The 18,890-nt window shown below is 75.7% G+C and carries 19 protein-coding genes and 1 riboswitch; of the genes, 1 reads left to right on the plus strand and 18 read right to left on the minus strand.

Going from position 1 to position 18,890, the window contains the following annotated elements:
• Positions 1-26 precede the first annotated feature (26 nt).
• The 5 genes from ribH to rpe all read right to left on the minus strand — a co-directional run bounded on the left by ribH (position 27) and on the right by rpe (position 4,790).
• The gene (gene ribH / locus AC6CH9_RS05115) at positions 27-494 is read right to left on the minus strand and encodes a 6,7-dimethyl-8-ribityllumazine synthase (protein ID WP_205204177.1); all 468 of its coding nucleotides are present in this window, start codon (positions 492-494) and stop codon (positions 27-29) included.
• Entirely contained in the window at positions 491-1,876 is a 1,386-nt protein-coding gene (gene ribA / locus AC6CH9_RS05120; RefSeq protein ID WP_498153942.1) for a GTP cyclohydrolase II, read from the minus strand. Before ribA ends, ribH begins: the two co-directional genes overlap by 4 nt.
• Positions 1,873-2,496, minus strand: a complete 624-nt coding sequence (locus AC6CH9_RS05125) for a riboflavin synthase (RefSeq protein WP_498153943.1) — start codon at positions 2,494-2,496, stop codon at positions 1,873-1,875. The genes ribA and AC6CH9_RS05125 overlap by 4 nt, the downstream gene beginning before the upstream one ends.
• Positions 2,496-3,620, minus strand: a complete 1,125-nt coding sequence (ribD, locus tag AC6CH9_RS05130) for a bifunctional diaminohydroxyphosphoribosylaminopyrimidine deaminase/5-amino-6-(5-phosphoribosylamino)uracil reductase RibD (RefSeq protein ID WP_498153944.1) — start codon at positions 3,618-3,620, stop codon at positions 2,496-2,498. The genes AC6CH9_RS05125 and ribD overlap by 1 nt, the downstream gene beginning before the upstream one ends.
• A gap of 159 nt (positions 3,621-3,779) precedes the next feature.
• Positions 3,780-3,905, minus strand: a riboswitch (FMN riboswitch).
• Positions 3,906-4,121: 216 nt separating this feature from the next.
• Positions 4,122-4,790, minus strand: coding sequence for a ribulose-phosphate 3-epimerase (gene rpe, locus AC6CH9_RS05135; RefSeq protein WP_498153945.1), 669 nt, complete (start codon positions 4,788-4,790; stop codon positions 4,122-4,124).
• Between the two features lie 53 nt (positions 4,791-4,843).
• Here rpe and AC6CH9_RS05140 point away from each other — a divergent pair, with 53 nt between their 5' ends.
• Positions 4,844-5,431 carry a GNAT family N-acetyltransferase gene (locus AC6CH9_RS05140; RefSeq protein ID WP_498153946.1) on the plus strand — a complete coding sequence of 196 codons (588 nt, stop codon included), beginning with the start codon at positions 4,844-4,846 and terminating at the stop codon, positions 5,429-5,431.
• A gap of 614 nt (positions 5,432-6,045) precedes the next feature.
• On the opposite strand, the gene AC6CH9_RS05145 is transcribed toward AC6CH9_RS05140, so the two are convergent.
• The 13 genes from AC6CH9_RS05145 to AC6CH9_RS05205 form a co-directional block, all read right to left on the minus strand.
• The gene (locus tag AC6CH9_RS05145) at positions 6,046-7,332 is read right to left on the minus strand and encodes a type II toxin-antitoxin system HipA family toxin (protein WP_498153947.1); all 1,287 of its coding nucleotides are present in this window, start codon (positions 7,330-7,332) and stop codon (positions 6,046-6,048) included.
• Positions 7,329-7,556: a helix-turn-helix domain-containing protein gene (locus tag AC6CH9_RS05150; protein ID WP_237842640.1), complete on the minus strand. Its 228-nt coding sequence runs from the start codon at positions 7,554-7,556 to the stop codon at positions 7,329-7,331. The genes AC6CH9_RS05145 and AC6CH9_RS05150 overlap by 4 nt, the downstream gene beginning before the upstream one ends.
• Positions 7,557-7,688: 132 nt before the next feature.
• The gene (locus AC6CH9_RS05155) at positions 7,689-9,398 is read right to left on the minus strand and encodes an RsmB/NOP family class I SAM-dependent RNA methyltransferase (RefSeq protein WP_498153948.1); all 1,710 of its coding nucleotides are present in this window, start codon (positions 9,396-9,398) and stop codon (positions 7,689-7,691) included.
• Complete coding sequence (gene fmt / locus AC6CH9_RS05160; protein WP_498153949.1) at positions 9,395-10,348, minus strand: methionyl-tRNA formyltransferase; 954 nt, start codon at positions 10,346-10,348, stop codon at positions 9,395-9,397. The genes AC6CH9_RS05155 and fmt overlap by 4 nt, the downstream gene beginning before the upstream one ends.
• A 96-nt stretch (positions 10,349-10,444) precedes the next feature.
• Complete coding sequence (locus AC6CH9_RS05165; protein ID WP_498153950.1) at positions 10,445-11,104, minus strand: HAD family hydrolase; 660 nt, start codon at positions 11,102-11,104, stop codon at positions 10,445-10,447.
• A complete protein-coding gene (locus tag AC6CH9_RS05170) occupies positions 11,101-13,428 on the minus strand; it encodes a primosomal protein N' family DNA-binding protein (protein ID WP_498153951.1) in 2,328 nt (775 codons plus the stop codon). The genes AC6CH9_RS05165 and AC6CH9_RS05170 overlap by 4 nt, the downstream gene beginning before the upstream one ends.
• The gene (locus AC6CH9_RS05175) at positions 13,425-13,568 is read right to left on the minus strand and encodes a hypothetical protein (protein WP_498153952.1); all 144 of its coding nucleotides are present in this window, start codon (positions 13,566-13,568) and stop codon (positions 13,425-13,427) included. The genes AC6CH9_RS05170 and AC6CH9_RS05175 overlap by 4 nt, the downstream gene beginning before the upstream one ends.
• Positions 13,565-14,761 (minus strand): methionine adenosyltransferase, encoded by a 1,197-nt coding sequence (gene metK / locus AC6CH9_RS05180; protein WP_378218308.1) that lies wholly within the window; start codon positions 14,759-14,761, stop codon positions 13,565-13,567. Before metK ends, AC6CH9_RS05175 begins: the two co-directional genes overlap by 4 nt.
• A 63-nt stretch (positions 14,762-14,824) precedes the next feature.
• On the minus strand, positions 14,825-16,111 hold the full coding sequence (gene coaBC, locus AC6CH9_RS05185) for a bifunctional phosphopantothenoylcysteine decarboxylase/phosphopantothenate--cysteine ligase CoaBC (RefSeq protein WP_498153953.1): 1,287 nt from the start codon (positions 16,109-16,111) through the stop codon (positions 14,825-14,827).
• Between the two features lie 104 nt (positions 16,112-16,215).
• Positions 16,216-16,494: a DNA-directed RNA polymerase subunit omega gene (rpoZ, locus tag AC6CH9_RS05190; protein ID WP_047234226.1), complete on the minus strand. Its 279-nt coding sequence runs from the start codon at positions 16,492-16,494 to the stop codon at positions 16,216-16,218.
• 174 nt (positions 16,495-16,668) lie between these two features.
• Entirely contained in the window at positions 16,669-17,355 is a 687-nt protein-coding gene (gene gmk, locus AC6CH9_RS05195) for a guanylate kinase (RefSeq protein WP_498154123.1), read from the minus strand.
• A 61-nt stretch (positions 17,356-17,416) separates the two neighbouring features.
• Positions 17,417-17,728 carry an integration host factor, actinobacterial type gene (gene mihF / locus AC6CH9_RS05200; protein WP_021482878.1) on the minus strand — a complete coding sequence of 104 codons (312 nt, stop codon included), beginning with the start codon at positions 17,726-17,728 and terminating at the stop codon, positions 17,417-17,419.
• Between the two features lie 222 nt (positions 17,729-17,950).
• Complete coding sequence (locus AC6CH9_RS05205) at positions 17,951-18,847, minus strand: tyrosine-protein phosphatase (protein ID WP_498153954.1); 897 nt, start codon at positions 18,845-18,847, stop codon at positions 17,951-17,953.
• Positions 18,848-18,890: the final 43 nt, after the last annotated feature.

Genomic DNA, 18,890 nt, shown 5'->3' on the forward strand with positions numbered 1-18,890 from the left:
CAGCGGGCACGCCCCGACCACCCCCGTCACAGGTCGCGCAGCGCCACGACCGTCGCGACCGCCGCCTCCGCCGCCTCCGCACCCTTGTCCTCGCGCGACCCCTCCAGGCCCGCCCGGTCCAGCGCCTGCTGCTCGTCGTCGCACGTCAGCACACCGAACCCCACCGGCACCCCCGTCCGCACGCTCACGTCCGTCAGACCCGACGTCGCCGCCTGGCACACGTACTCGAAGTGCGGCGTCCCCCCACGGATCACCACCCCCAGCGCCACCACCGCGTCCGCACCGTGCTCCACCGCCCGCGCCGCCGCGACCGGCAGCTCGAACGACCCCGGCACCCGCACCACGCTCACGTGCGACACGTTCGCCGCCGCCAACGCCCGGCGCGCCCCTGCCAGCAACCCGTCCATCACCTCCGTGTGCCAGCTCGCCGCGACCACCGTCACCCGCAGCCCCGACCCGTCCACGCTCAAGGTCGGCGCACCTGCCCCGCTCATCCCTCGTCCTCCTTCGTCTCGACGCCCGGCCCCTCGCCGGGCTCCACCAAGCCGGCCCCCTCCGGGACCGCCACCGTGTCCAGCAGATGACCCATCGCCACCTTCTTCGTCACCAGGTACGCCCGGTTGTGCTCACCGTGACCCACCTCGATCCGCTCCGTCCCCTCGACCTCGATGCCCGAGGCCACCAGGCCCGTCACCTTCGCCGGGTTGTTCGTCAGCAACCGCACGCGCGACAGCCCCAGGTCCGCCAGGATCGCCGCCGCCGCCCCGTACTCCCTGCGGTCGACCGGCCACCCCAGCTCCAGGTTCGCCTGCACCGTGTCCAGACCCGCGTCCTGCAGCTCGTACGCCCCGATCTTCGCCAGCAACCCGATGCCACGCCCCTCGTGCCCCCGCAGGTACACCACCGCGCCACCCTCCGCCGCGACCCGCTCCATCGCCGCCTGCAGCTGCGGACCGCAGTCGCACCGCAACGACCCGAACGCGTCACCCGTCAGGCACTCCGAGTGCACCCGCACCACCGGCACCCCCTCCCGCCCGACGGCGCTCGCGGCCCCCGCGGGGACGAGAGCGACGTGCTCCGCCCCCGTGCGCAGGTCCCGGTACCCCACCACCCGGAACCGGCCGTGCGCCGTGGGGAGATCCGCCGAGGCGGTGCGGTGCACCCGCCGCGCCAACGCCTCCCGACCCGGAACCTCCGCGGCCACCGCAGACGCCGGGTCGTGCACCCGCCGCCACGCCACCAGGTCCGCGATCGTGATGAGCACCAGCCCGTCACGCTCCGCCAGGGCCGCCGCGTCCCCCAGACGCATCATCGTCCCGTCGTCGTGCACCAGCTCCGCGATCCCGCCGACCTCGCCCATCCCCGCCAGGCGCACCAGGTCCACCGCCGCCTCCGTGTGCCCCGCCCGGTGCAGCACACCCCCCGGCACCGCCCGCAACGGCAGCACGTGCCCCGGCCGGATCAGGTCCACCGGACCCGACGCCGGGTCCGCCAGCACCCGCAACGTCCGCGCCCGGTCCTCCGCCGAGATCCCCGTCGTCACCCCCGTCGCCGCGTCCACCGTCACCGTGTACGCCGTGCGCCGCGGGTCCTGGCTGTGCGGCACCATCAACGGCAGCTCCAGCGCGTCCGCCCGCGCCGCCGGCATCGGCGCGCACAGGTACCCCGACGAGTGCCGGATCGTCCACGCCACCCACTCCGCCGACACCCCCTGAGCCGCGAACACCACGTCCGCCTCGTTCTCCCGGTCCGGCGAGTCCGCCACCAGAACCGGTCGACCCGCCCGGATCTCCGCCAGCGCCTCCTCGACCGACCCCAGTCGCACGGCCCCCGACCCCTCCGGCACGGCGGCGCTCGCGGACCCCGCGCCCGTCACGACGCGCTCCCGGGGACGACGCCAGACAGGAGCAGGCGCTCGACGTACTTCGCGAGCACGTCGACCTCGAGGTTCACCCGGTCGCCCGGGGCGAGCGCACCGAGGATCGTCGCCTCGAGCGTCGTCGGGATCAGCGAGACGCCGAACGTCTCGTCGTCCACGTGCGTCACCGTGAGCGACACCCCGCTCACCGCGATCGAGCCCTTCTCTGCGACATAGCGTGTCAGCCCGGCCGGAGCGGAGAGCACCAGGTCGTCCCAGCGCTCCCCCGGGTCCCGGCTCACGAGCGTCCCGACGCCGTCGACGTGTCCCTGCACCACGTGCCCGCCCAGCCGCGCGTCCGCCCGGACGGCCCGCTCCAGGTTCACCGGCGACCCCGCCACGAGATCACCGAGGGCCGTGCGACGCAACGACTCCGGCATCACGTCCGCCGTGAACGACCCGTCACCTCCGAGGCTCGCGACCGTCAGGCACACACCGTTCACGGCGATCGAGTCGCCCAGCGTCGCATCCGACGTGACGAGCGGCCCCTCGACCGTGAGCACCGCGTCCTCCCCCTCGCCGCCCGGGAACCCGATGTCCCGGACCTTCCCGATCTCCTCCACGATCCCCGTGAACATCAGCCGCCCCGTCCTTCCGTGCGCTTCCTGGACACCACCAGCGCGTCGTCCCCGACGCGCCTCACCTCGACCGTGCGGAACCGGTGCGCGTCGCCGATCGTCGCCACGCCCAGTCCGTCCACGGCCCGCCGACCGCCCCCCAGCAGCACCGGGGCCACGTACGCGTGCAGCTCGTCCACCGCGCCCGCCGCGAGGAACGCCGTCGCGAGCGTCGGACCCCCCTCCACGAGCACGTGCCTCACCTCACGGTCCCCGAGCCGGGCCAGCACCTCACCGACGTCGCGCGTCAGCAGGTGCACCAGCTCGCCCCCTTCCCCGCGCACCCGCGCCGACGGGGGGATCCCGCGCAGCCCGACGACGACCCGCAGCGGCTGGTGCGCCGCGAGACGCCCGGCGCTCGCGGCGTCACGGGCAGGAACCCGGGCGGTGAGCGCCGGGTCGTCCGTGAGGAGAGTGCCCGTGCCGACGAGGATCGCGTCGACCTCGGCCCGCACGCGGTGCGCGTGCTCGCGTGCCGCGGGTCCGGTGATCCAGCGGCTCGTCCCGTCCTCGGCGGCGACGTAGCCGTCGAGCGTCGTCGCGATCTTGAGCGTCACGTACGGCGTGCCCCGGCGCACGGACGTGAGCCACACCCGGAGGAGCTCCTCGCCCTCCGCGGCGCGCAGACCCCGCACGACTCGCACACCCGCCGCACGCAGGCGGTGGGCGCCGCCCGTCGCCACAGGGTTGGGGTCGGCGACGGCGTGCACGACCTCGGCGACACCCGCGGCGACGAGCGCGTCGGCGCACGGTCCGGTGCGGCCCGTGTGGGCGCACGGCTCGAGCGTGACGACGGCGGTCGCACCGGCGACGTCGACGCCGCGCTCCCGGGCGTCGGCGAGGGCCGCGGCCTCGGCGTGGGGCGTGCCCGCACCACGGTGGTATCCCTCGGCGAGGACGGGCCGCGGGTGCGGGTCCAGAGATTCCGGTGGGGCGCCGTCGGGCACCGGCCGACCGCCTGGAGCGGGGCCCAGGAGCACGCAGCCGACCCGGGGGTTGGGCCCGTGCCCGGGCCCGCGAGCCGCGAGCTCGAGCGCGCGCGCCATCGCGGCGTCGATCGTCAGGGTGCTGGGGTGCTCGCCCATCGTCCTCCTCCCGGGCACGAGCGCTCCGGGGTGAGGGCGGGCGGCGGGGTCAGGCCTGGACCGGCCCGACGGCGTCGCTCACCACGGTGCGGCCGTCGCCGTCACGAACGGGTGCCCCGACGGGTCGCCGGAGCACCACGCTCTGGGCGTGGCCGCGCCGCACGTGCTTCCTCCCATCCGGACTTTCACCGTCGGTCCTGGAGTTCCACCAGGTCAACCGCGCGTGGGCGCGGGTCGCGGACTGTCACCGCCGGCTCGGAATTGCACCGACCCCGGAGCACGTTCGTGCGTACTGCTGCTTTCAACCGAGCATGCTACTCGCGCATTCCTCCGGACCGACACGTCCGCCCGTCGAGCGAACGTGAACCGGGCCACCCCGGCTCCTCCGTGCTGGTCGGTGAGGTTTCTCGATTCGGTGGGGTGGTTGTGACCGCTTGGCACACTATTTTTCTCGGTACGAGAGAAGGAGCCCTCCGCTCGGGCTCCTTCTCGGGTCGGCCGTCAGTGCGCGTGCGCCGAGGCGTCCGCCAGCTCGCGCAGCGCCCGGATCTCGTCCGGCACGCTCTCCGCCCCGTACACCGCCGACCCCGCGACGAAGACGTTCGCCCCCGCGTCGGCCGCCCGCTCGATCGTCGAGCGCGACACTCCCCCGTCGACCTGGATCCACACGTCCAGGCCCGACTCGCTCACGGCCTCGCGCGCCCGCCGGATCTTGGGGAGCGTCCCGTCGATGAACGACTGCCCGCCGAAGCCGGGCTCGACCGTCATGACGAGGATCATGTCGACCTCCGCCAGGAGGTCCAGGAAGGGCTCCACAGGGGTCGCAGGGCGCAGCGCGACCCCTGCTCGGGATCCGAGGCGCCGGAGCTCGCGAGCGAGCCGTACAGGGGCAGCAGCGGCCTCGGCGTGGAACGTCACGGACGCCGCCCCCGCCTCCGCGTACGCCGGCGCCCAGCGGTCCGGGTCCTCGATCATGAGGTGCGCGTCGATCGGGACGGGCGATACCTGCGCCAGACGCTCGAAGACCGGCAGCCCGAGCGTGAGGTTCGGCACGAAGTGGTTGTCCATGACGTCGACGTGCGCGTAGTCCGCGGTCGAGATCGCGTTCAGGTCGCGCTCGAGGTTCGCGAAGTCGGCGGACAGGATGCTCGGTGCGATGAGGGCTGCCATGGGCTCCAGCCTAGGGCGCGCCCGGCCGGTCGCCGCGCTCGTAGGCTCCTCCCGTGAGCACCCTCCCCTCCCCCGGCCCGACCGCCTCGCCGTCCACGTCGACCGGGGAGCACCCGGCGGCGGTGCGACCCGCCACCGCGAACGACCTCGGGCGCATCGCCGAGATCGCCGCCCCGTTCGTCCGCGACACGTGCGTGACGTTCGAGGAGGAGGTCTGGGACGTCCCGGCGTGGCAGCGCAAGCTCGACGACGTCACCGCGCGCGGCCTGCCGTTCCTCGTCGCCGAGGTCGACGGCCCGACACGACCGGACGGCACGAGCGACCCGGTGGTCGCGGGCTACGCCTACGCGTCCGCGTGGCGCCCGAAGCCTGCCTACCGGCACACCGCAGAAGACACGATCTACCTCGATCCGTCCTATGCAGGGCGCGGTGTCGGCACCGCTCTCCTCGCAGCGCTCCTGGGGGCCTGTGCAGCTGCGGGGATCCGCCAGGTCGTCTCCGTCGTCGCCGACGTCCCCGAGGCGGCGGGATCGCTCCCCCTCCACCGCCGGTTCGGCTTCGTCGAGACGGGCCGTCTCACCGCCGTCGGCCACAAGCACGGCCGCTGGGTCGACACGATCCTCCTCCAGCGCTCCCTCTGACCCGGGCCGCGCGACCGGTCGAGGGAGAACCCGTGGTCGGGGCTCGCGGTGGAAGTCGGCAGAGGCGCAACCCGGGGCCCGGGGCTCGCCGAGAGAAACGTGGACGGTCGAGGGAGAACGGCAGCTCGCCGAGGTAGAGGCCGGGTAGCCCGAGGTAGAGCGGTGGTCACAGTGCCCGACGACGGTCGGCGGCTTGCGCGACGCGGCTCGGCGCGGTCGATCCCGCCGGCGGACTGGGTTGGCAGGGCAGACAGCGCGCCTGGGGGTCTAGATGGTCGGTGCACGACGGCACGGACGGCGAGGCGAGGCGAGGCGATCCCGGCAAAGCGGGCGGTCCCCGGGGCGAGCACCAACCAGGGCGAGACGACGCCGGGTGGGGTGGGTGGTGGTGCCGCGTCGTGGCGGGCCTGGCGGGAGCCGCGAGGAACGAGCGGCGGATGGTAGACGCGGCACCACCACCCACCCCGCCCACCCAGGGCGACCACACGCCGTCGAGCACAAGAACCACGGCTCTACCTCGCGCAACCACGGCTCTACCTCGCGCAACCACGGCTCTACCTCGCGCAACCACGGCTCTACCTCGCGCAACCACGGCTCTACCTCGACGACGAGGCTCAGGCCACGAGGCCGCGACGGAGGTCGGTGGTGCGCTGCTCGACGGTGCGCCAGGCGTGGCGGCTGACGCCGGGGTGGGCGTCGCGGTCGACGTCCGCGAGCGCCGCGAGGAGTCCGTCGAGGGTCTGGGCGACGGCGCGCTGGGCGCGGCGTCGGGGCAGTCCCCAGGCGGTGCCTTCGGTGACGAGGTCCTCGGCGGTGAGGCGGTCCATGTCGCGTTCTCCGGCGACGTCCATGGCGAAGACGCGCGAGGCGTGGTCGTGGTGGAGGTGCATGGAGACGTCGTAGGCGGGGGCGAGGCGGACGGTGCCGTCGGCGTGGCGCAGGACGGAGATGTTCTTGGCGTGGGCGTCGGTGTTGCCGATGGCGAGGTTGAAGGTGGTGAGGGCGAGGAGGGGGTCGGGGCGGGTGCCGTCGTCGCGGAGGGTGCGGGCGATGGCGGCGAGGGAGGGGAAGCGGCGCCCGTGCTGGAACTTGCGTTCGGGGTCGCGGGTGTTGATGCCGAGGGCCTGGGCGGTGTCCTCCTGGTGGAGGCGTGCGGTACCGCTGGGTTCGGTGGGGTCAGGGACGCGGTCGTAGCGGGTGACGACGATGGCGCGTTCGCCGTCGAGCTCGGTGACGTGGGCGTCGACGGTGGTGAGGCCGACGCGGCGGGCGAGGTCGAGGGCGGCTGCTTCGGTGTTGACGAGGTCGGCGGTGGGTGAGTCGGAGGGGCGCGCGACCTTGAGGATGTGGGTGGTGGGTGCGGTGCCGTGGGGGCGGGCCCAGCCGTGCTCGTCGTGGAGGAGGGTGATCTTGGGTTCCATGCCGGGCAGGGAGCTGGTGAGGTGGTCGCTGCGGCCTTCTCCCCCGCTGCGGGCGACGGCGGCGCGCAGGAGTCGCGCGACGGCGGCGTCGTCGAGCCGTTCGGGTGTGCCGGGGGTGGGGAGGGGCTGCCCTTCGGGCGCGAGGAGGACGGCGCCGGCGGTGTCGTGGCCGTAGTGGACGAGGAAGGCGAGGGCGTCGTCGGGGTCGATGCCGGCGTCGATGGCCATGGCGTCGCGGGTGCGGCCTTCGGGGAGGAGGCCGTCGAGCCAGGCTGCGACGCGCGCGGGGTGGGGCGAGGGCTCGTCGGGTGGGGTGATGGGGAGCAGGTGGGACAGGACGCGGGCGTCGTGTCCCCAGCGGTCGAGGGCGTCGGTGGTCCAGGTGAGGGTGACGCGGGGGGTGCCGTCGGTGGTGCGTGTGCCGGCGGGTGCGAGCGTGGCGACGGGGGTGCCGTAGAGCCAGGCGGTGACGGTGGTCATGGGCGTTCCTGGAGGCGCAGGTCGACGTCGAGGGTGTCGAGGAGCTCGAAGAGGCGTTGGACCCAGAGGTTCTCGACGCCGTTCTCGAGCTCGGAGAGGTACTGGCGGGTGATGCCGAGCTCGTCGGCGACCTGTGCTTGTGTGAGCCCTCGGGTCCGGCGGACGCGGCTGAGGTAGGCGCCGAGGTCGCGGGGGCTGCGGGGGGTGGTCCAGGTGTCGGCCATGCTTCGCTCTCCTGCCGTGGGCGCACGGGGCGCGCGCTGCGGCGTCAGGATTCCCTGACGCTCCTGGGTGTCAGGTTACTCCGACACGTTGGTGTTGTCGAGATATGCCGACACCCTTCGAGGGCTCCGCCGTCACACGGTCCGGCGCAGGAGCGTCAGGTGCATGGCGTCGGTGCCGTGGACGTGCGGCCAGAGCTGGACGTCCTGGCGGTCGCCGAGCTCGATGGCGTCGCGCGCCTCGGGACGCACGACGTCGCGCACGACCGCCGGGGCGTCGAGGAGCTCGACGTCGTCGCGGCGACGCAGCACGTCGGCGACGACGACCTGGGTCTCGGCGAGGTGGGGCGAGCACGTGACGTAGCCGACCACTCCCCCGGGCCGGACGGCGTCGAGGGCGGAGTCGAGGAGCTCGCGCTGGAGCCCGGTGAGGGTCGCGAGGTCCGCGGGGGTGCGGCGCCAGCGGGACTCGGGGCGACGGCGCAGCGCCCCCAGGCCCGTGCAGGGGGCGTCCAGGAGCACCCGGTCGTAGGCGCCCGGCTCGTCCTGCCCCACGGCGCGGCCGTCGCCCGTGCGGACCGCCTCCACGGCGTCGGCCGGGACGGCGGCGAGGGCCTTCTCCACGAGGCGGGCGCGGTGCGGCTGAACCTCGTTGGCGACGAGGCGCGCGCCCCGCTCGGCCGCGAGCGCCGCGAGGAGCGCGGCCTTGCCGCCGGGGCCGGCGCACAGGTCGAGCCAGCGGGCGTCGTCGGTCCCGGCGAGCGGCGCCGCAGCGAGCGCGAGGGCGACGAGCTGGCTGCCCTCGTCCTGGACGCCGGCGCGCCCGTCGCGCACGGCGCCGAACGCGGCGGGGTCGCCGCCCTCGAGGCGCAGTGCGGTGGGGGCCCACCGGGAGGGCGTCACGCGGTCGTCGCCGCCGGAGAGCTCGTCGGGGTCGGCGAGGCCGGGGCGGGCGACGAGGGTGACGCGCGGGGCGTCGTTGTCGGCAGCGAGGAGCGCGTCGAGCTCGGCGACGGGGCGACCGTTGCCCGCGAGGGCGTCGCGCAGGGCGCGGGCGATCCAGACGGGGTGGCTCTGGGTGGCCGCGAGCGCCGCGAGGTCGTCGGGGGCGTCGTCGGCGATCGCGGTGAGCCAGTCGTCGAGGGGGGTGCGGGCGACGCGGCGCAGCACGGCGTTGACGAGCTGGGCGCTGCCGGCGCCGGTGCGCTCCCGGGCCAGGCCGACCGTCTCGGACACGGCCGCGTGCTGGGGCACGCGCATGCCGAGGAGCTGGTGGGCACCGAGCCGCAGGACGTCGAGCACGGGCGGGTCGAGGCGGTCGAGGGGGCGGTCGAGGCAGAGCGCGAGGATCGCGTCGTAGCGGCCGCGCAGGCGCAGGGTGCCGTAGGCGAGCTCGGTGGCGAACCCGGCGTCGCGGCCGCGGATGCCGCGCTCGCGCAGCAGGGGCGGCAGGACGAGGTTGGCGTAGGCGTCGGAGCCGTCGACCTGACGCAGGACGTCGAACGCGACGGCGCGGGCCGGGTCGGTGCCCTTGCGGCGCTCGGAGGGTGCGTTCGCGCTGCGGGACGTCTCGCCGCGCGAGCGGGCGGCACCGCGCTGACGGCCGCGCGCGTCGCGGCGCTCGTCGTCGCGGCTGTCCCGGCCACCGCCCGCGCTGTTCGAACGGGCGTTCGAGTCGCTGTCGCCGGTCGCTCCGGGCGCGTTCGAACGCGCGTTCGAGTCGCGCCCCCCACGCCGAGCCCCGCTCGCCGGAGCATTCGAACGCGCGTTCGAATGCTCATTCGATCGGCCGGGCGACGGCCGGCGGGCCGCGTCGTCGCGGTCCGCGGCCGTGCCGCCGCTCATCGGGCGACCTCCGCGCCGAGCACGAGATCCTCGGGAAGGCGGGCCCCGCGCGCCCAGTCGGCGGCGGGCATCTGCTTCTTGCCCACGGGCGCGACGTCCCCGAGCTGGACGGCGTGCGTCGCGGTGCCGACGAGCACCTCCTTCTTCCCGGCCCGCACGTGCCCGGGGGCGAGGTCGGTGACGTCGGGGCGCGGCGTCACCGGGCCGAGCCCGAGGCGGACGGGCGCGCCGTCGGGACCGGGGACCGAGGTCCAGGAGCCCGGCGCCGGGGTGCAGCCGCGCACGAGGCGGTCGACCGCGAGCGCCGGGTGGTCCCACCGGACCTCCGCGTCGGCGGGCGTGAGCTTCGCGGCGTGGGAGACGCCGTCGGCGGGCTGGGGCTGCGGGCGCAGGGTCCCGTCCTCGAGCGCGTCGAGCGTCGCGACGAGCAGGCCCGCGCCGGACACGGCCAGACGACCCAGGAGGTCCCCGGCGGTGTCCCGGGGACGGATGGTCTCGGTCGTCGTGCCGAGCGTGGGGCCGGAGTCCAGGCCCTCCTCGATGAGGAACGTCGTGGCGCCGGTGACCTCGTCCCCGGCGATGATCGCGCGCTGCACGGGCGCGGCGCCGCGCCATGCGGGCAGGACGGAGAAGTGCAGGTTGACCCACCCGTGCCGGGGCACCGCGAGCACGTCGGGGCGCAGGATCTCCCCGTACGCGACGACGGGCGCCGCGTCGACGCCGAGCTCGGCCAGGCGCGCGAGGAAGTCCTCGCCGCGGGGACGGTCGGTGATCAAGGGGATCCCTGCCTCCTCGGCGCGTACGCGGACAGGGCTCGGGGTCAGGCGCCGTCCCCGGCCCGACGGCGCGTCCGCGCGCGTGAGGACGGCGACGACGTCGTGGCGGGAGTCGAGGAGGGCGTCGAGGGACGGGACCGCGGTATCCGGGGTCCCGGCGAACAGCAGGCGCATGGGCCCGAGTCTAGGTGCCGCACCGCTCCCGCCCCGCAGACGGTCGCCGGTCGCGGTCGCCGTCCTCGCACCGCCGCCGACCGCCCGTCGTCACCGTCACGGCGCGACGTGGACGCCGAGAGCTCGCAGGGCGGCACGCAGGCCGGGCGTGCCGTCGAAGAGGTGGGTGCGCAGGCCGAGCCGGGCCGCCGCGTCGATGTTCGCGGCACTATCGTCGGTGAAGAGCGTGCGGGCCGGATCCACGCCGAAGCGCTCGAGCGCGAGCGCGAAGATCGCGGGGTCCGGCTTGGCCAGCCCCTCGCGTCCCGAGACGAGCACGTCGTCCATGAGCGTCGTCGCGGGCGCGGCGTGCGCGGCGTGCGGGTAGAGCTCCGCGGACCAGTTGGTCAGGCCGTACAGGCCCAGCCCGAGGTCGCGCAGCTCGCGCACGAGCTCCTCCGAGCCCTCGACGGGACCGGTGAGCGTCGCGGGGAACTCCGCGACGTACCGGTCCAGGAGCCTGACGTGGTGCGGGTGGGAGGCCGCGACGGCGGCGCGGGCGTCGGCCCACGTGGCGCCGGCGTCGCGCTCGTGGTTGAGGGCGCGGAAGTCGACGTCGGCGAAGAACGCGTCGACGACCGTCCGGTCCAGCCCGTCGTACGCGCCGTACGGGTCCCAGCCCACCAGCACGTTGCCGAAGTCGTACAGGACGGCGTCGATCGCGCGCGCCGGGGCGCCTGCGGGGGTGCCGTCAGCCGTCGCGGGGTGGTGCGTCACAAGATCTCCTTCGGGTCGAGCTCCACCCGCACGCTACCCGGCTCGCGGCGCGCCGAGCGCACCGCGAGCGACGCGGCGAGCTCGCGCGCGAGCCGCCGACCGTCGCGCACCGGCACGCGCACGACGGCACGCACCGGTGGGGCGTCCAGCAACCCCGGCCCCGCGCCGTCGCCGGTCACCGTGCCCGATCCAGTGCCCGGCCCGACTCCCGGCGCACGCCCGCGCGGCGGGGGCGCGGGCACCTCCACGGGTCCGAGGACGGTGTCGGGCCGCGCCAGCTCGATCCGCCCCAGCAGCGCCGCGACCGCCGGACGGTCCCCCGTCACCGCCGCCACCCGCACGGCGGGCGGCAGCGACAGCTCGGCCCGCTCGTCGAGCTCGCGGTCCGCGAGGAGCGCCGGGTCCCAGCGCACGAGCGCGTTCGTCGGTGCCGGGGCGGCGTCGCCGACGAGCAGCACCTGCCCGCCCTCCGTCGCCGGACGCACGAGGGCCGCCGCGGCGAGCCAGCGCGCGAGCGCGTCCTGCGCGACGTCCAGCCCGACGTGCGCGGTGCTCACCGCGGCGTCGAGCAGCAGCGCGGCCGCGTACCCGCCCTCGGCGACCGGCTCGGCACCCGGCGTCGCGACGACCAGCGCCGGACGCGAGGACACCGCGCCCAGCACCCCGCCCGCGGCGGCAGCGCCGGACACCTGCACGGGAACGCCCGCGAACGCGCGTCCCAGCTCCTCCGCCGTGCGCTGCGAACCGACCCGCACCGACCGCAGGCCCGTCCAGTGGCACTCCGCGCACGACCAGCCGCCCGCGAGCGCCCCGCACCACGCGCACTGCGGCGTCGCGCCCGCTCCCGACAGCGCGAGCGGGCCGTGGCACACGGTGCAGCGCGCCGGGGTGCGGCAGCGCCCGCACGCGACGACGGGCACGTACCCGGAGCGGGGCACCTGCACCAGCACCGGTCCCTGCTCGAGCGCGGAACGTGCCGCGCGCCACGCGGCGGTCGGGATGCGGGCTGCGGCGCCCGGGCCCTCGGCCGCGAGCTCCACCGACGTCAGGGCGCGCACCCGGGGCGCGCGCGCCCGCACGACGTCGCGCGGCGCGGCCAGGTCGTGCGCCCAGCCCCGCGCGACGAGCGCGTGCGCCGCGACCGTGCGGCCGTGCGACCCGAGAAGGAACGCCGCGCCCTCCTGGTCGCTGCGCAGCGCGAGCACCTCGCGCGCGTGCGGGTAGGGGGCGCGCGGCTCGGCGAGCGTGTCCTCGCCGTCGTTCCAGCACACCACGAGGCCGAGGTCCGCGACCGGGGCGAAGGCCGCCGCCCGAGTCCCCACGACCACGCGTGCCCGCCCGTGCAGCACCGCGAGGAACCCGCGGTACCGGGGGGCCGGCCCCTCGTCCGCGGTCAGACGCACCACCTCGCCCCCTGAGGCCGCGTCCCACGCGGGCAGGCCCGCGGCGTCCAGGGCGGCGCACACCTGGTCCACGTCCCGCGCGTCCGGCACGACGACGAGCGCCCCTCGCCCGCCTGCCCGCGCGGCGCGCACCGCCTCCGCGACCGCGGCGGCCCAGTGCGTCACGGGCAGGGGGTCCGCGCCCCGGCGCGCCCGCCCGGCGCCACGCCCGCGCTCGACCGAGCCTGCGCCCGAGCCAGGAGGGGCGGGCGGCGCGAGGCCGGGCAGCGCGGTCCATACGGCCCGCGGGGCGCCCCCGCCCGCGACGTGCGCGAGGAACGCCGCGCCGGCGCGGTACGGGGCCCACACGGAACCGCCGGACGCTGCCCCGGGCCCTTCGGCGTCGGGCGGGGCGAGATGCGCCCCGCCGGCCCCAACCGTGCCCCCGCGCGCGTCGCTCGTGGGCGCCGCGGCGACCGCGGCCTTGAGCGACTGCTCCGCGCGCGCGTGCCGCGGGGGGACGGCGAGCCGGAGCACGTCCGACAGGGTGCCCGCGTAGTGGTCGGCGACCGAGCGCGCGAGCCGGGCCACGGCAGGCGAGAGCACCGGCTCGGGAGAGACGACGCGGCGCAGCGGCAGCAGACGGCCGTCGTGGTCGGACCGCTCGGTCCGCTCCAGGACGTACCCGTCGACGTCGCGGCCCGCGAACCGCACCTTGACCCGGACGCCGGGCCGCGCGTCGTCGGACATCGTGGCGGGCACGAGGTAGTCGAACGCGCGGTCCAGGTGCGGGGGCGCCAGGTCGAGCGCGAGCCGCGCGACGGGCAGGTGCGCCGCGACCTCCTGCGACAGCGCCGCGGCGGGACGCCGCGGCGCGGGGGCCACGGAGACTCCGGGCAGGGTGTCCTGCACCGCCTGCGACGTGTCCTCCGGCTCTCTCACGACGTCATCGAACCACGCGCCGCCGTCACGACCGGGCGGTCGGGCAGCGCCTCGACGAGCACACGGACGATCGGGCACGCCAGCAGGTTGACCAGCAGGCGGACCGGCGCGGCCGTGCGAGGCCGGGCCGGGCTCGTCACACCTGGGACTGCAGGTCCGCGACGCGGTCCGTGCGCTCCCACGTGAACTGCTCCAGCTCGCGCCCGAAGTGCCCGTACGCGGCCGTCGCGGCATAGATGGGGCGCAGGAGGTCCAGGTCGCGGATGATCGCCGCGGGGCGCAGGTCGAACACCTCGCGGATCGCCGCGGTGATGCGCTCGACCGGCACCTTCTCCGTGCCGAACGTCTCGACGTACAGGCCGACGGGGTGCGCCTTGCCGATCGCGTACGCGACCTGCACCTCGCAGCGGCGCGCGAGGCCCGCCGCCACCACGTTCTTCGCGACCCAGCGCGTCGCGTACGCGGCAGAGCGGTCGACCTTCGACGGGTCCTTGCCCGAGAACGCGCCGCCGCCGTGGCGGGCCATGCCGCCGTAGGTGTCGACGATGATCTTGCGGCCCGTCAGGCCGGCGTCGCCCTGCGGCCCGCCGACGACGAACGTCCCGGTGGGGTTGACGAACAGGCGCGTCTCGCGGGTGTCGAGGTCCACCCCCGCGGCCTCCAGGACCGGTGCGACGACGTCGTCCGCGACGAGCCGGTGCAGCGCGTCCTGGCGCACGTCCGGGTCGTGCTGCGTGGACAGGACCACGGTGTCCAGCGTGACCGCACGGTCGCCGTCGTATCCGATGGTGACCTGCGTCTTGCCGTCCGGGCGCAGGCCCGGCACCGTCCCGTCGCGGCGCACGAGCGCGAGGCGCTCCGCGAGGCGGTGCGCGAGCCAGACCGGCAACGGCATCAGGCTCGGGGTGTCGTCGCTCGCGTACCCGAACATCAGGCCCTGGTCGCCCGCGCCCTGCGCGTCGAGCGGGTCGTGGTCGCGCTGGTCGTCGCGCTCCTCCAGGCTCTTGTCGACGCCCTGCGCGATGTCGGGCGACTGCTGCCCGATCGACACCGAGATACCGCACGAGTCCGCGTCGAAGCCGATCGCCGAGGACGTGTACCCGATGCGGCGCACGACGTCGCGCACGATCTGCGGGATCTCGACGTACGCGTCGGTGGTCACCTCGCCCGCGACGTGCACGAGGCCCGTGGTGACCATGGTCTCGACCGCCACGCGGGACGTCGGGTCCTGCGCCAGGAGCGCATCGAGGATGGAGTCGGAGATCTGGTCGCACACCTTGTCCGGGTGCCCCTCGGTGACGGACTCGGACGTGAACAGACGCAGATCAGCCATGCCGCACAGCCTACTGTCCCGAGGCGTGGGCGCGGGCATCCGGTAGGCGAGACGAGACGCGGGTCACTCGGCCCGTGCGACCCCGCTGCCCGGGGACCCCGCGGCCACCCGGCCCGCGACGACGTCCCACACGGCGTCCGCCACCGCGCGCTTGGTGCCACCCGCGGTCGCGACGACCTCGCCGGCCCCGTCGACGACGGTCACGTCGTTCGCGTCGACGCCGAACCCGAGGCTCTCACCCACCGCGTTCACGACGAGCAGGTCGGCGCCCTTGCGGCGCGCCTTCGCCCGGCCGTGGTCGAGGACCGACCCGTCCGCGTCCCCCGTCTCGGCCGCGAAGCCCACCACGACCTGGCCCGCGCGCAGCCGGTCGTGCGCGAGCTCGGCGAGCACGTCCGGGTTCTCGACGAGCGCGATCGGCTCGGGACCACGACCCGGCACCTTCTTGATCTTCGCCCCGGGCGCGTGCGCCGGCCGGAAGTCCGCGACCGCCGCAGCCATCACGACGACGTCCGCCGTCGCCGCCGCGGCGCGCACCGCGTCGCGCAGCTGGGCCGTCGTCTCGACCCCGACCACGTCGTCCAGGTCGGCTCCCTGCACCAGCGCGGCGACGTCCGGGGCGAGGTTCGCCGCGACGAGCGTCACGTGGGCGCCCCGCGCCCGAGCCGCCCGCGCGAGCTCGACCCCCTGGCGCCCGCTGGACCGGTTGCCGATGAAGCGGACCGGGTCGATCGGCTCGCGCGTGCCGCCCGCGGACACCACGACCCGTCGGCCCGCGAGGTCGCGGACCGTAGCGTCGTCCCCGGCGCGGGAACCGTCACCGGAGCCCTCCGCGACGGCCAGTGCGACGCGCGCGATCTCGTCCGGTTCCGGCAGGCGGCCCGGGCCCGTGTCGGCGCCCGTCAGGCGGCCCGACGCCGGCTCGATCACGTGCACGCCGCGCTCGCGCAGCGTCGCCACGTTCGCGCGCGTGGCCGGGTGCTCCCACATCTCGGTGTGCATCGCCGGCGCCATCACGACCGGGCAGCGCGCGGTCAGCAGCGTCGAGGTGAGCAGGTCGTCCGCCCGACCCGACGCCGCCCGCGCGAGGAGGTCCGCGGTCGCCGGCGCCACGACGACGAGGTCCGCGCCCTGGCCCAGTGCGACGTGCGGCACGTGCTCGACGTCCTCGAACACCTGGTCCGTCGCCGGCTCGCCCGACAGCGCCTCCCACGTGGGGGCGCCCACGAACCGCAGGGCCGACGCCGTGGGCACCACGCGCACCCGATGACCCTGCTCGCGCAGCAGCCGCAGCAGCAGCACGGCCTTGTACGCCGCGACCCCGCCGCTCACCCCGAGCACGATCCGCATGTCGCTCCTCCCGCCGTCCGGCTCCACACCGCGCCCGCCCGGCCGTGCACGGCCGCGGACGCACGAACGCCGCGCCCTCCTGCGGAGGTGCGCGGCGTACGGGCTCAGGCCTCGTCGGCCTCGTCGGGCTCGGCCTCGATCGTCAGCAGGCCCGCGTTGATCTCACGCATCGCGATCGAGAGCGGCTTCTCCTGGTTGCGCGTCTCGAGCAGCGGCCCGACGTTCTCCAGCAGGCCCTCGCTGAGCTGCGAGTAGTACGCGTTGATCTGGCGCGCACGCTTGGCCGAGTAGATGACGAGCGCGTACTTCGAGTCGACGTGCTCCAGCAGGTCGTCGATCGGCGGGTCGGTGATGCCCTCGGGGGCGGCGACGGTTCCGGACACAGTTCGCTCCGTGGGTTCAAGGGTCTGTAGCCGCGGCTACAGCTGGTCGATGGCGGCGGCGCGGCGACCGCTCCGTCCGGGGCCGGGCGGCGCGGCCCCGGCAGCCGCCGGGTCCGCGGACCGGGCCTGCGGCCCACCGGGGAGCGGGCCCGCGCGCGGGCACCGCAGGACAGTCTACTCGGTGCGCTGCTCGGTGCGCTGCTCGGTGCGCTGCTCGGTGCGCTGCTCGGTGCGCGCGGACGGCGCAGGATCCGCTGCTCGCGCGGCGCCGCCCGTCCCGCCCTCGACGGGCCGGGGCTCGAGCCCCATGACGCGCACGAGCTCGTCCGTCGCGCGGTGCACCTCGTCGTTGACGATCACGTGGTCGAACTCCGACTCCGCCGCGAGCTCGACCCGCGCCGTCGTGAGCCGGCGCTCGCGCTCCTCCGCGTCCTCCGTGCCGCGGCCCACGAGCCGGCGCACCAGCTCGTCCCAGCTCGGCGGGGCGAGGAACACGAACCGCGCCTCGGGCATCGAGGCGCGGACCTGGCGCGCACCCTGGAGGTCGATCTCCAGGAGCGCCGGCACGCCCGCGGCGAGCTTCTCCTCGACCGCGCGCCGGGGCGTGCCGTAGCTGTTGCGACCGTGCACCACCGCCCACTCGAGCAGCTCGCGCTCCGCGACCATGCGGGCGAACTCGTCCGTGCCGACGAACAGGTAGTGCACCCCGTCCACCTCGCCCGGCCGCGGGTCGCGCGTCGTCGCCGACACGGACAGCCACACCTCCGGGTACCGGGCGCGGATGTCGGCCGACACCGTCCCCTTCCCGACGGCGGTCGGTCCGGCCAGGACGGTCAGACGGGCAGGGCTGGGTGAGACCACCGGCGCCGTCGCCCCCTCGGCGGGGACGGACGGCGTCGGCTCGGACGGGTGCGCGGAAATGTCAGCCAAACCTCTCGATGAGGGCCGCGGACTGGTGGGGGCCGAGGCCGCGGACACGACGTGTCTCGGCGATCCCGATCTCCTCCATGATCGCCCGAGCCTTCACCTTACCCACGCCGGGCAGCGACTCCAGCAACGAGACCACCTTGAGCTTGCCGATCATGTCGTCCGTCTGCCCGCGCTCGATGACCTCCTTCAGGGAGCCCTGGGAGTACTTGAGCCTGTTCTTCACCTCGGCGCGCACGCGTCGGGCCTCTGCGGCCTTCTCGAGCGCCGCCGCGCGCTGTTCTGGGGTCAAGGGTGGAAGTGCCACGCAAGTCACCTACTCGTCGTCAGGCGGATGGGCCCACTCAGTCGTCCCGGCGTTCCCCGACGAGGAGCCCTAATCGGGTGAATCACCCGGGCGACCTGCGCCGACGCACGGAGCCGACCCCTCGAAAGTAGCGAGCCTCGACCGATCGGGCAACGACTGGGCAGGGCGCGTCGCGCGCCGTCGGCGCGGCGAGCGGCGATGTGACGCGTCCGCGAGAGACCCTCAGGACTCCACGAGGCGTGCGACGAGCGCGTCGCGCACGGCCGTGGTCACCCCGCACGCGACGAGGTAGCCGTCCACGCTCCCGTGCTCGCGGGCGGCGAGCTCCCACGCGGCCTCGAGGTACTCCGGCTCCACGGTGAGGACCGGGGCCAGGGCGTCCGGGGACAGACCCGGGATGGGCGGCACGAGCGCGGCGAGGCCCCCCACGGCAGCGCGGCTCGCAAGGTACTCCGCCAGGCGGTCCTCCTCCCCGACGCCCGCGACGTACTGGGCGAGAGCGACCACCCACCCGGTGCGGTCCTTGCCCGCCGAGCAGTGCACGACCGCGGCCCCCTGCGACGACGCGACCTCGCCGAGCACGCGCCCGACCGTCGCGCGGATGCCGGGGTCCTGGACGAACGTCGCGTAGACGCCGTGCATCATGCGGCGCGCGACCGCCGTCGGGTCGTCCGCCGCCAGCAGGCCCGCGATGAGCGCCGCGGGGTCGGCCGACGCTCCCCCGCCGTCACCGCCCCCGACCTGCATGCCCCGCGCGGGGTCCATGCCGCGGCGCAGCACCCGGACGCCGCCCGGCACCGCGTCGGCGCCGTCGCGCTCGAGCTCGTCGTCACCGCGCAGGTCGAGCACCGTCGTCACCCCGAGGTCGGAGAGCGCCGCCTGGCCTGCAGGCGTCAGATGCGACAGGCTCGCCGTCCGCAGCAGCACGCCGGTGCGCAGAGGCTCGTCGTGGCCGGCCGGGACCGCGCGTCCTCCGACGTCGCGCGCGTTCCACGTGCCCGGCACGTCGAGGGCGCCCGGCACCGCAGCGGCCTCGGACGCTGGTACGACGGCAGCCGCCTCCGTGGGCGCGCCGGAGGTGCTCGGGCCCGCGTCGCGGGAGGTGTCGTGGGAGGTCATGGGCGCAGTCTCGCACGGCACGACGACGGTCAGGGCGGTTCTG

The organism is Cellulosimicrobium sp. GQ32 (assembly GCF_059758455.1).

Bases quoted from the DNA above. Each gene is read 5' to 3' on its own strand.
- AC6CH9_RS05205 (WP_498153954.1), bottom strand. From the start codon at position 18,847: ATGACCTCCCACGACACCTCCCGCGACGCGGGCCCGAGCACCTCCGGC.
- rpe (WP_498153945.1), bottom strand. From the start codon at position 4,790: ATGGCAGCCCTCATCGCACCGAGCATCCTGTCCGCCGACTTCGCGAAC.
- fmt (WP_498153949.1), bottom strand. From the start codon at position 10,348: ATGCGCCTGCTGTTCGCCGGGACCCCGGATACCGCGGTCCCGTCCCTC.
- metK (WP_378218308.1), bottom strand. From the start codon at position 14,761: ATGGCTGATCTGCGTCTGTTCACGTCCGAGTCCGTCACCGAGGGGCAC.
- ribD (WP_498153944.1), bottom strand. From the start codon at position 3,620: ATGGGCGAGCACCCCAGCACCCTGACGATCGACGCCGCGATGGCGCGC.
- AC6CH9_RS05125 (WP_498153943.1), bottom strand. From the start codon at position 2,496: ATGTTCACGGGGATCGTGGAGGAGATCGGGAAGGTCCGGGACATCGGG.
- coaBC (WP_498153953.1), bottom strand. From the start codon at position 16,111: ATGCGGATCGTGCTCGGGGTGAGCGGCGGGGTCGCGGCGTACAAGGCC.
- AC6CH9_RS05150 (WP_237842640.1), bottom strand. From the start codon at position 7,556: ATGGCCGACACCTGGACCACCCCCCGCAGCCCCCGCGACCTCGGCGCC.
- AC6CH9_RS05145 (WP_498153947.1), bottom strand. From the start codon at position 7,332: ATGACCACCGTCACCGCCTGGCTCTACGGCACCCCCGTCGCCACGCTC.
- ribH (WP_205204177.1), bottom strand. From the start codon at position 494: ATGAGCGGGGCAGGTGCGCCGACCTTGAGCGTGGACGGGTCGGGGCTG.
- AC6CH9_RS05155 (WP_498153948.1), bottom strand. From the start codon at position 9,398: ATGAGCGGCGGCACGGCCGCGGACCGCGACGACGCGGCCCGCCGGCCG.